Annotated in this window: 11 protein-coding genes; 1 reads left to right on the plus strand and 10 read right to left on the minus strand. The window is 72.9% G+C overall.

From position 1 onward, the window contains the following. Positions 1–209: 209 nt before the first annotated feature. Entirely contained in the window at positions 210–359 is a 150-nt protein-coding gene (locus ACZ4VI_RS09580) for a hypothetical protein (RefSeq protein WP_467998230.1), read from the minus strand. Then, on the minus strand, positions 337–1,272 hold the full coding sequence (gene fmt / locus ACZ4VI_RS09585; protein WP_467998232.1) for a methionyl-tRNA formyltransferase: 936 nt from the start codon (positions 1,270–1,272) through the stop codon (positions 337–339). The genes ACZ4VI_RS09580 and fmt overlap by 23 nt, the downstream gene beginning before the upstream one ends. A gap of 225 nt (positions 1,273–1,497) precedes the next feature. Here fmt and ACZ4VI_RS09590 point away from each other — a divergent pair, with 225 nt between their 5' ends. Beyond that, positions 1,498–2,016, plus strand: a complete 519-nt coding sequence (locus ACZ4VI_RS09590) for a hypothetical protein (RefSeq protein ID WP_467998234.1) — start codon at positions 1,498–1,500, stop codon at positions 2,014–2,016. 562 nt (positions 2,017–2,578) lie between these two features. On the opposite strand, the gene ACZ4VI_RS09595 is transcribed toward ACZ4VI_RS09590, so the two are convergent. From ACZ4VI_RS09595 to ACZ4VI_RS09630, 8 genes are all read right to left on the minus strand, one after another. Beyond that, entirely contained in the window at positions 2,579–4,723 is a 2,145-nt protein-coding gene (locus tag ACZ4VI_RS09595; RefSeq protein ID WP_467998235.1) for a primosomal protein N', read from the minus strand. Between the two features lie 104 nt (positions 4,724–4,827). Further along, the gene (gene metK / locus ACZ4VI_RS09600; RefSeq protein ID WP_467998236.1) at positions 4,828–6,036 is read right to left on the minus strand and encodes a methionine adenosyltransferase; all 1,209 of its coding nucleotides are present in this window, start codon (positions 6,034–6,036) and stop codon (positions 4,828–4,830) included. A gap of 167 nt (positions 6,037–6,203) precedes the next feature. Further along, positions 6,204–7,433: a bifunctional phosphopantothenoylcysteine decarboxylase/phosphopantothenate--cysteine ligase CoaBC gene (gene coaBC, locus ACZ4VI_RS09605; protein ID WP_467998238.1), complete on the minus strand. Its 1,230-nt coding sequence runs from the start codon at positions 7,431–7,433 to the stop codon at positions 6,204–6,206. Positions 7,434–7,572: 139 nt separating this feature from the next. Next, positions 7,573–7,845, minus strand: a complete 273-nt coding sequence (gene rpoZ / locus ACZ4VI_RS09610; RefSeq protein ID WP_005319902.1) for a DNA-directed RNA polymerase subunit omega — start codon at positions 7,843–7,845, stop codon at positions 7,573–7,575. Positions 7,846–7,915: 70 nt separating this feature from the next. Further along, positions 7,916–8,479, minus strand: coding sequence for a guanylate kinase (gmk, locus tag ACZ4VI_RS09615; RefSeq protein WP_467998240.1), 564 nt, complete (start codon positions 8,477–8,479; stop codon positions 7,916–7,918). A gap of 49 nt (positions 8,480–8,528) precedes the next feature. Continuing rightward, positions 8,529–8,852: an integration host factor gene (locus ACZ4VI_RS09620; RefSeq protein WP_026246651.1), complete on the minus strand. Its 324-nt coding sequence runs from the start codon at positions 8,850–8,852 to the stop codon at positions 8,529–8,531. Between the two features lie 318 nt (positions 8,853–9,170). After that, entirely contained in the window at positions 9,171–10,016 is an 846-nt protein-coding gene (gene pyrF, locus ACZ4VI_RS09625) for an orotidine-5'-phosphate decarboxylase (RefSeq protein WP_467998242.1), read from the minus strand. A gap of 82 nt (positions 10,017–10,098) precedes the next feature. After that, positions 10,099–11,211 (minus strand): quinone-dependent dihydroorotate dehydrogenase, encoded by a 1,113-nt coding sequence (locus ACZ4VI_RS09630; protein WP_467998244.1) that lies wholly within the window; start codon positions 11,209–11,211, stop codon positions 10,099–10,101. Between the last annotated feature and the right edge of the window lie 25 nt (positions 11,212–11,236).

Raw genomic sequence — 11,236 nt, forward strand, 5'->3', positions numbered from 1 at the left:
TCTCAGCCTACGTCCGCGGCGCCCGCACGCGGAAAATGCCGCTGGACGAGGGGACCGGCGGGCCACTGCCACCGCCGCCGTCGGCTTCGAAGGCGACGAGCACGGAAGGCTCCTCCCCGAGCAGACGCGTGACCTACGTGCTCTGCTCCGGCGTCGGCGCGCGGAACACGGCGTCCATGAACATCGTCGGACAGCGCAGGCACGCCACGTCAGTACGCGAGGTCGTGCCCGGCCGCGAGGCGGAGCCGGGAGCCGTCGTGGTCGACGACCTCCCCGTCCCACCAGTTGCCCGCCGGGAGCCGGAGCGCGTCGTACGCACGGCCCCCGGCGGAGGGCTCACGCGCCGCCCACCCGCTCACCGGGCGCGATCCGCACGCCCCGGGCCCAGTCGGCGGCCTTCATCGGCTTCTTGCCCTGGGGCTGGACCCAGAGCAGCTCGACGGCGTGCGAGCCGGTGCCGACGTACACGTTGTTCTTGCCCGCCGCGAGCTCGCCGGGCGCGAGGTCCGTACGATCCGGGACGAGCGCCGCCTGGATCAGCTTGAGGCGCTCGCCGCGGAACACGGTCCAGGCGCCGGGGGCGGGCGTGCAGCCGCGCACCACGCGGTCCACGCGCAGCGCCGGGGCCTTCCAGTCCACGTGCGCGTCCTCGACCTGGATCTTGGGCGCCAGGGTGATGCCTTCGGTCGGCTGCGGGACGGCCTTCAGGGTGCCGTCCTCGATGCCGTCCATGGTCGCGGAGAGCAGCCCCGCGCCCGCGAAGGCGAGCCGGGTGAGCAGATCACCGGCGGTGTCGGTGGGACGGACGTCCTCCGTGATCACGCCGTAGACCGGGCCGGAGTCGAGACCCTCCTCGATCTGGAACGTCGACGCGCCCGTCACCTCGTCGCCCGCCATCACGGCGTGCTGCACGGGCGCCGCGCCGCGCCAGGCGGGCAGCAGCGAGAAGTGCAGGTTGACCCAGCCGTGGGTGGGGATGTCGAGGGCGACCTTGGGGATCAGCGCGCCGTAGGCGACGACCGGGCAGCAGTCCGGGGCGATCTCGCGCAGCCGCGCGAGGAACGCCTCGTCACGCGGCCTCGCGGGCTTGAGGATCTCGATGCCGGCCTCCTCCGCCCGCTCGGCGACCGGGCTCGCCACCAGGCGCCGGCCGCGGCCGGCGGGGGCGTCGGGGCGGGTGACGACGGCGGCCACCTCGTGCCGGCCGGAGGCGAGCAGGGCGTCCAGGGCGGGTACGGCGACCTCGGGGGTGCCTGCGAAGACCAGCTTCACTAGGGGAAACCTCGCATCTCGGGGCGGTGGCGGGCAGCGCACCAGTCTAGAGGCCGGGGCACGAGGGGGCGTACGTGAGCATGAGCGCCCCGCGCATATGCGTGTACGCCCCCGCAGCGTGACCCAACCACGGGTAGCGCGTTGGTCAAGAGAGATTGACCGAAACGGGCCCGCCCTCCTCGTCGTGGCCCGACCCTTTTCCACGCCGGTTCGAGAGGCTTTCACATGGCCGACCACGCAACCCACGACGCCCAAGCCCGGGCAAGTCTGCATCTGTTGGTGCGGGACATCGAGCGGGTCCGGCGGCAGGTGGACGCACTGCGCACGCTCACGGCCCAGTTGGGCAATGTCTACCGCCCGCGCCGCTCCGGCCCGTCCACGGGCTTCGTCGTCTACGGGCGGGCGCCCGCCCCGACCGTCCGGCTCGCCCAGGAGCTGCGGGACAGCGTCGAGACGCTGGTGACGGCGGCCGTCGACTTCGACCGCTCGCTCGGGTTCTCGTGGGACGCTGTGGGCTCGGCGCTCGGGGTCACGAAGCAGGCCGTCCACCGCCGCTACGGCGCCCGCCGCGCGCCCCAGCCGGGTGTCGTCGTGGAGCAGGAGCGCGCGGCGGAGCCGGGCACGACCCGGACGCTTCCGGTGGTCCCCCCGGCCCGCACGATGCCGCCACAGCCCACCCCCGCGACCCAGTCCCTCCGCGAGGACCCCCGCCCCGCGGCCCTCCCAGGCCCCCGCAACGGCTGACGCGACGCCGCGGCGACGTTCTGCGGGGACCGGTCCCCCTGTCGGCCGTTCCGCAGGGCGGTACCCCACCCCAACCACCCCGGCTGCGGGCCGCCGGTCCACAGCGCGGTACCCCACCCCAACCACCCCGGTTCCGGGCCGCCGGTCCGCAGGGCGGTACCCCACCCCAACCACCCCGGTTCCGGGCCGCCGGTCCGCAGGGCGGTACCCCACCCCAACCACCCCGGTTGCGGGGCGCCTGGTCCGCAGGGCGGTACCCCACCCCAAACACCCCGGTTGTGGGCAATCGTTCCGCAGGGCGGAACGGGTGGGCACAACCCACGACGGCGCCGCACCCCTGGGCACCGCCAGGCACCGGGAGCCTGGGCCCGGCAAGGGCGCCGTCCCGTGTGCCCACCCGTCCCGCCCCAGCGGGACGAATGCCCACAACGGGGTGGGGTGGGGTGCGGGACGATTGCCCACACGAGGGGGGTGGGGTGCCCCACACGGAGTGCCCACACGAAAAGCGGGGTGCGGGGCGGGCGCCGCCCTGCCGGGCCGGGCGTCCGCGTCGGAGCGGCGGTCAGCCGATGTCCGGGGGGTCCACGCGGACGCGGACCGGGTCTCCCCCGCCCCTGGCCAGCCGCGCCGCCTGGGCCGCCTTCAGAGCCGCGGCCAGCGCCGCGCCGTTGCCCGGCGGGACGCGGACCAGGGCCCGTTCCCACTGCTCGCCCGGCGGGGCGTCCCCCGGCCGCCGCGGCCCGCCCGGCCGTACGACGGGGAGCGGCACCGGCCCCAACACCTCCGCGTCGCCCGGCAGTTCGGCAGCGCCGAGGAACGCCTCGACCGCCTCCGGCGGGCCGGAGACCGCGGCCATCCGGGACACCGGCGGGAAGCCCAGCTCCGCCCGCTCCGCGAGCTCGCGCTGCGCGTGGCCGACCGGGTCCCACCGCACCAGCGCCTGCACCGGCCGCAGTGTGGGTTCGGCGACCACGACGACAACCCCGCCCTCCCCCTGCCCCCGCACCAGCGAGGCCGCGTCTATCCAGCGCCGCAGCGCCTCCTCGCCCGCGCGCAGGTCGGGGCGGCCGAGCATCGCCCAGCCGTCGAGGAGCAGCGCGGCCGCGTAACCGCCCTCCGCGACCGGCTCGGCGCCCGGCGTGGACACGACCAGCGCGGGCCGCCCGGGCACGGTGTCCAGAACGTGGTCCCGCCCCGACGTCCGTACCGGCACCGCCGGAAACGCGCGCCCCAGCTCCTCCGCCGTCCGGCGCGCGCCCACGATCTGGGCCCGCAGCCGCGTGGAACCGCACTCCACGCAGTGCCAGTCCGGCGCGCCCCGCCCGCACCAGCCGCACCGCAGCTCAGCCTGCTCGGGCGCCTCCAGGGGCCCGGCGCAGTGCCGGCAGCGGGCGGGCGTCCGGCAGCGCTCGCACGCCAGCCTCGGTACGTAACCCCGCCTCGGCACCTGGACGAGCACCGGGCCGGTCTTCAGGCCTTCCCGTACGGTCTCCCAGGCCAGCGACGGCAGCCGCGCGGCCCGGGCCGCCTCGTCGCGGGCGAGCAGCTCGTCGCCCACGGTCCGTACGAGCGGGGCGGCGACCCGCACCTGATCGCGGCCGGCCAGCAGGGGCGAGGCCCAGCCCGACTCCACGAGCTGCGCGGCCTCGACCGTGCAGCTCGTCGAACCGAGCAGGAACCCGCACCGGTCGTGCGCGGCACGCAGCAGCAGGACATCGCGCGCGTGCGGCTGCGGGGCGTGCAGCTCGCTGTGGCTGCCGTCGCCGTCGTCCCAGATGGCGACGAGCCCGAGGTCGGCGACGGGCGCGAACATCGCCGCCCGCGTGCCGACGACCGCCCGCACGGAGCCCCGCCGTACCGCAAGCCACTGGGCGTACCGCTTCTCCGGCCCGGCCTCTGCGGTGAGCAGGGCGTGCCGCCCCGGCCCCAGGAGGGCCGTCAGCGCCGCGTCCACGCGCCCGGCGGCCCGCCCGTCGGGTACGACGACCAGCGCGCCGCGCCCGGAGGCGAGCGTGGCGCCCACTGCCCGGGCCAGCTCCTCGGCCCAGTAAGGCCCCGGCAGCGCGTTCCACACCGCCCGCGGCGTCCCGCCCCCGGCCAGGGCCTCCAGGAAGGCCGGCCCCCGCTCGTACCGCGCCCAGCTGCCCGCCTCCGGCACTGGGGGCGGGGGCAGCGGCGCCGGGGACGCCTTCCCCTCCGCCCGCGCGCTGCGGGGCGGAATCGCGAGCTGGAGCACGTCCGCGAGGCTTCCCGCGTACCGGTCGGCCACCGCCCGCGCGAGCCCGAGCAGCTCGGCGCTGAGCACCGGCTCGGGCGAGACGACGTCCGCGAGCGCGGCCAGCGCCCCCTTGTAGTCCGATTCGGCGCGCCGCTCCACGAGGAACCCGTCGATCAGCCGACCGCCCTCGCGCCGCCCGTCCCTGACCTGATGCGCCCCGGCCCCGAACCGCACGCGCACCCGCACCCCGGGCTGCGCGACGGCGTCCAGCTCCTCCGGCACGGCGTAGTCGAAGAACTGGTCGAGATGCAGCACGCCCTTGTTGACCACCACCCGCGCGACCGGCAGCTCCTTGGCCAGCGCGGCCCCCCGCCAGGTCCGCGGCTTGGCCCGCGGCACCTTCGCCTTGCGCACGGACTCCCGAATGAGCGCGAGCTGCTCGTGCGGCTCACCGGCCGCACCCTTGGGCGTCTCGTTCTCGCTGCTCACAGCCCCATACCTACCAGACCGCACTGACAGCCGGACGTGGCCGGGCATACGCGAAAGCCCGGCTCCCCCACAGGGTGCCGGGCTTCGTCGCGTTCAACCGTCGCTTACAGGCCCGCGGCCGTGCGCAGCGCGTCCACGCGGTCCGTGCGCTCCCAGGTGAAGTCGGGGAGCTCGCGGCCGAAGTGGCCGTACGCCGCGGTCTGGGCGTAGATCGGGCGCAGCAGGTCGAGGTCGCGGATGATCGCCGCCGGACGGAGGTCGAAGACCTCGCCGATGGCGTTCTCGATCTTCTCGGTCTCGATCGTGTTCGTGCCGAAGGTCTCCACGAAGAGACCGACCGGCTCCGCCTTGCCGATCGCGTACGCGACCTGGACCTCGCAGCGCGAGGCGAGGCCGGCGGCCACGACGTTCTTGGCGACCCAGCGCATGGCGTAGGCGGCCGAGCGGTCGACCTTCGACGGGTCCTTGCCGGAGAACGCACCGCCGCCGTGGCGGGCCATCCCGCCGTACGTGTCGATGATGATCTTGCGGCCGGTGAGGCCGGCGTCGCCCATCGGGCCGCCGATCTCGAAGCGGCCGGTCGGGTTGACCAGCAGGCGGTAGCCGTCGGTGTCCAGCTTGATGCCGTCCTCGACGAGCTGCTTCAGGACGTGCTCGACGACGAACTCGCGGATGTCGGGCGAGAGCAGCGACTCCAGGTCGATGTCCGAGGCGTGCTGCGAGGAGACCACGACCGTGTCGAGACGGACGGCCTTGTCGCCGTCGTATTCGATGGTGACCTGGGTCTTGCCGTCGGGGCGCAGGTACGGGATGGTCCCGTTCTTGCGGACCTCGGTGAGGCGGCGGGAGAGCCGGTGCGCGAGGTAGATCGGGAGCGGCATGAGCTCCGGGGTCTCGTCCGACGCGTAGCCGAACATCAGGCCCTGGTCGCCGGCGCCCTGCTTGTCCAGCTCGTCGTCATCGCCCTCGACGCGGTTCTCGTACGCCGTGTCGACGCCCTGCGCGATGTCCGGGGACTGCGACCCGATGGAGACCGAGACGCCGCAGGACGCGCCGTCGAAGCCCTTCTTCGAGGAGTCGTACCCGATCTCGAGGATCTTGTTCCGGACGAGGGTGGGGATGTCGGCCCACGCCTTCGTCGTGACCTCACCGGCGACGTGCACGAGGCCGGTGGTGATCAGCGTCTCGACGGCGACGCGGGAGGTGGGGTCCTCGCGGAGGAGTGCGTCGAGAATGGTGTCGCTGATCTGGTCAGCGATCTTGTCGGGGTGACCTTCGGTGACGGACTCCGAAGTGAACAGACGACGGGACACAATGCTCCCTGTGGTTGCAGCGGCTGCTGGCTCAACAATGTCGGACGGTTTGGGGGGCTGCGCCCCGCGTCGTACCAGGGACAGTCTATCGGGCGTGGTCGGCCATTGGACCAGGTGTCTCGCAAGGTGGGAGCCGTACGCTCACCGGATCCGGCCAGGCCCGCCTCTCATTTCCCGGAATCCTCCGTGGCAACGGACCGCAGGCGGGGTGCCACGAGGTCCCAGACCGTCTCGGCGAGGGCTTCCTTCGGTCCGTACGGTACGGGCGTGTCGGCGCCGTCGGCCGCGAGGATCACGGCCTCGTTCTCCTCGGAGCCGAAGGTCTTGCGCTCGCCCACCTCGTTGACCACGAGCAGGTCGCAGCCCTTGCGGCGGAGCTTCTCGCGGCCGTTGGCGATGACGTCGTCCGTCTCCGCGGCGAAGCCCACGATCACCTGGCCGGGCAGGGCCCGGTCGGCAGAGATCTCGGCGAGGATGTCGGGGTTGCGGACCAGTTCGACGACCGGCGCCTCGACGTCGTCCCGCTTCTTGATCTTGCCGCTGGCGTAGACGGCGGGGCGGAAGTCGGCGACGGCGGCGGCCATGACCACGGCGTCGGCGTCGGCCGCGGCCTTGAGGACGGCCTCGCGCAGCTGGACCGCCGTACCGACATGGACGACGTCGACCCCGGCCGGGTCGGGGATGCCGGTGTTGGCCTCGACCAGGGTGACCCGGGCGCCCCGGGCGGCGGCGGCCTTGGCCAGCGCGTAGCCCTGCTTGCCGGAGGAGCGGTTGCCCAGGTAGCGGACCGGGTCGAGGGGCTCGCGGGTGCCGCCCGCGCTGACCACGACATGGCGCCCGACGAGGTCGGGCGCGGCGGTGCCCCTGGCCAGGACGCGGCGGCAGACGTCGAAGATCTCGGCGGGATCCGGCAGCCGGCCCTTGCCGGTGTCGACGCCGGTCAGCCGGCCGACGGCGGGCTCGATGACGACGGCGCCGCGCCGCCGCAGCGTGGCCACGTTCTCCTGGGTGGCCGGGTGCTCCCACATCTCGGTGTGCATCGCCGGGGCGAAGACGACCGGACAGCGGGCGGTGAGCAGGGTGTTCGTGAGGAGGTCGTCGGCGAGGCCGTGGGCGGCCTTGGCGAGCATGTCGGCGGTGGCGGGGGCCACGACGACGAGGTCGGCGCCCTGTCCGATCCGTACGTGCGGGACCTCGTGGACGGACTCCCACACCTCGCTCGAGACGGGGTTGCCGGAGAGGGCCGACCAGGTGGCGGCGCCGACGAAGTTCAGGGCGGAGGCGGTCGGCACGACGCGTACGTCGTGGCCGGACTCGGTCAGCCGCCGGAGCAGCTCACAGGCCTTGTACGCGGCGATGCCGCCGCTGACGCCCAGAACGACCTTCGGCTTGGTCACCACTGCCACTCCCCGCCTCGAATCCGTGCTCGGATGCGTACCTGGATGCGTACTCGGATGCGTACGACTCCATGAGACACCACAGGCCCGGCGGATGTTCCGCCGGGCCTGAGGTGAGAAACGTTACGTGCTGACGTGCTTACTGGGCCGGGCCCTCGATGGCCTCGGAGGTCAGCAGACCCGCGTTGATCTCGCGCAGGGCGATCGAGAGCGGCTTCTCGTGGACGTGGGTGTCGACGAGCGGACCGACGTACTCGAGCAGGCCCTCGCCGAGCTGCGAGTAGTACGCGTTGATCTGACGCGCGCGCTTGGCCGCGTAGATCACGAGGCTGTACTTCGAGTCGGTGGCCTCGAGCAGCTCGTCGATCGGGGGGTTGATGATGCCCTCGGGCGCGGTGATGGAAGAGGACACTCTCTTGCCTTCCGAAGAAACTTCTGGGTGAGCTGATCCGGGTGATCAGATCCAGGCGATCAGAAAATGATCAAACAACGTTCATCAAGGCTAGCAGCTCACGCGCCACGTCCTCGACGGAGGTGTTGACCAGGGTGGTGTCGAACTCCGTCTCGGCGGCCAGTTCGATCTTGGCGGCCTCCAGCCGGCGCTCGATGACCTCGGGCGACTCGGTGCCGCGGCCGGTGAGCCGGCGGACCAGTTCGTCCCAGCTCGGCGGGGCGAGGAAGACCAGCTGGGAGTCCTTCATGGACTCCTTGACCTGCCGGGCGCCCTGGAGGTCGATCTCGAGGAGGACGGGCTCGCCCGCCTCCAGGCGCTCCATGACCTCCCGACGCGGCGTGCCGTAGCGGTTGCCCGCGAACTCGGCCCATTCGAGGAGTTCCCCGTTGGCGATCAGCTTGTCGAACTCGTCGTCCGTGACGAAGAAGTACTGGACGCCGTGCTTCTCGCCGGGCCGCGGCTTTCGTGTCGTGGCCGACACCGAGAGCCAGACCTCGGGGTGGACCTTGCGCATATGAGCGACGACCGTGCTCTTGCCGACCCCGGAGGGGCCGGAGAGCACGGTCAGCCGCGGACGTACCTCTGCTGCCATGCAGCGATTATTCCAGCTTTGCGGGGGTGCCTGGGACGGCAGTCCCGTCTCAGGCGCCGGTGCTGCCGAACTCGCGCTCCAGGGAGGCGATCTGGTTGGAACCGAGCCCGCGCACGCGCCGGCTCTCGGAGATGCCGAGTCGCTCCATGATCTGCTTGGCGCGGACCTTGCCCACGCCGGGCAGGGACTCGAGCAGCGCGGAGACCTTCATCTTGCCGATGACGTCGTTCTCCTGGCCCTGCTTGATGACCTCGTGGAGGGAGGCGCCGGAGTGCTTGAGTCGATTCTTGACCTCGGCCCGCTCCCGGCGAGCCGCGGCGGCCTTTTCGAGCGCGGCTGCGCGCTGTTCAGGGGTAAGGGGCGGAAGAGCCACGCCTACGTCACCTCGGATGTCGAACTGTCGGATACGGACCGGTGGGGACCTGATCGACCCACACCAGTGGAGCAACGACCAGCGTGAGTGACCGCTGAACGCTGACTCTGCCCCGGAGACTAGCGGCCAATGCCTCTCCAGTCAGCGAGAACAAGCGAAAAGTCCTGGTCAGCATCGACCGACCAGGACTTTTCCGGCAAAACGACCAGGATTTGAGTAAGGAACTTGTCAAGGAGTGAGACGGCCCTCACCTGCGGATTGGCCTCGCGGAGCCCCTGCGGACCTCCCGCGGGCCGCCCGCGGGCCGCCCGCGGGCCGTCAGACGGCGACGGCCTCGCGGATTTCGGTCGCGTAGCGCTCCGCCGAGGCGCGCAGGGCGGCGGCGTCCGGACCGTGCTTCAGGACACCCCGGCTGACGTTCGGGACCACGTTGCGCACCGCCGCGCCGAAGACCGCCGGGAGGTCGGCCGGGCTCGCGCCCTGGGCGCCGAGGCCGGGGGCCAGGAGCGGGCCGTTGATGTCCAGGTCGAAGGAGGACAGGTCGCCGAGCGTGGCGCCCACGACCGCGCCGAAGGAGCCCATGGGGGTCTCCCCCGCGTTCTCCTCGGCGAGGTGGGCCAGCATGGTCGCGCCGATCGTCCGGCCGTCCTCGCGGACGGCCCGCTGGACCTCGGCGCCCTCCGGGTTGGAGGTCAGCGCGAGGACGAAGAGGCCCGCGCCGCTCTCCCGGGCCAGGTCGACGGCCGGCTTCAGGGAGCCGTAGCCGAGATACGGCGAGACCGTGAGCGCGTCCGAGAAGAGCGGGGCGTCCTTGCGCAGGAAGGCCTCGGCGTACGCGGCCATGGTGGAGCCGATGTCGCCGCGCTTGGCGTCCATCACCACGAGACCGCCCGCGGCCCGCAGATCGGCGACGGCGCGCTCCAGGACGGCGACACCGCGGGAGCCGAAGCGCTCGAAGAACGCGGACTGCGGCTTGAAGACGGCCACGGTGTCCGCCAGCGCCTCGACGACCGTGTACGTGAAGCGCTCCAGGCCGGCGATGTCGTCGCCGAGGCCCCAGGAGCCGAGCAGGGCGGCGTGCGGGTCGATGCCGACGCAGAGCGGGCCGCGCTCGTCCATCGCTCGGCGCAGGCGCGAGCCGAACGGCTCGGTCGGGTCGGTCATGGATTCCTCCGTTGGGTGTGCGCCCACGCGCGCGGCCGAGGGGTCGCGGGGTCGCGCGCGTGGCGTCGGAAACGTGGGACGGTCAGGCCTCGTGGCTCGTGGCGGCTCCGCCGCCCACGGCCTCGGCGAGGGTGGCGTACGGGGAGGCGGCGAGGCGCGCCGCGAGGCCCTTGTGGATCGCGCGGGCGTAGAACGGGCCCTCGTAGATGAAGGCGCTGTAGCCCTGGATCAGGGTGGCGCCGGCCAGGATGCGCTGCCAGGCGTCCTCGGCGTTCTCGATGCCGCCGACGCCGACGAGGACGAGCCGGTCGCCCACGCGCGCGTGGAGGCGCCTGAGCACCTCCAGGGAGCGCTCCTTGAGGGGCGCGCCGGACAGTCCGCCGGTCTCCTTGACGAGCGCCGGGTCGGACGTCAGGCCGAGGCCCTCGCGGGCGATGGTGGTGTTGGTGGCGATGATCCCGTCGAGGCCGAGCTCCAGGGCGAGGTCGGCGACGGCGTCGACGTCCTCGTCGGCAAGGTCGGGGGCGATCTTGACCAGGAGCGGGACGCGGCGATCGGTGACCGTGCGGTCGGCCGCCTCGCGTACCGCCGTGAGCAGCGGGCGCAGCGACTCGGTGGCCTGGAGGTTGCGCAGGCCCGGAGTGTTCGGGGAGGAGACGTTGACGACCAGGTAGTCGGCGTACCGGGCGAGGCGCTCGGTGGACTTCACGTAGTCGGCGGCGGCCTCGGCCTCGGGGACGACCTTGGTCTTGCCGATGTTGACGCCCACGACGGTCCTGAAGACCGGCACGCGCGCGTGGAGGCGCTCGGCAACGGCGGCGGAGCCCTCGTTGTTGAAGCCCATGCGGTTGATCAGGGCGCGGTCCGGGACCAGCCGGAAGAGCCGCTTCTTGGGGTTGCCGGGCTGTGCCTCGCCGGTGACCGTGCCGATCTCGACGTGGTCGAAGCCGAGCATCGACATGCCGTCGATGGCGACGGCGTTCTTGTCGAAGCCGGCCGCGAGGCCGAAGGGGCCGTGCATCCGCAGGCCGAGGGCCTCGGTGCGCAGCTCCTTGTACCGGGGGGCGAGGACGGCGGCGAGGAGGGTGCGGAGCACCGGGACGCGGGCGGCGAGGCGGATCCAGCGGAAGGCGAGGTGGTGGGCCTGCTCCGGGTCCATCCGCTTGAAGACGAGGTGGAAGAAGAACTTGTACATGTGGGGTGTCCTCAGGCTGTGTTCT

Source organism: Streptomyces sp. NPDC029169, from assembly GCF_055563935.1.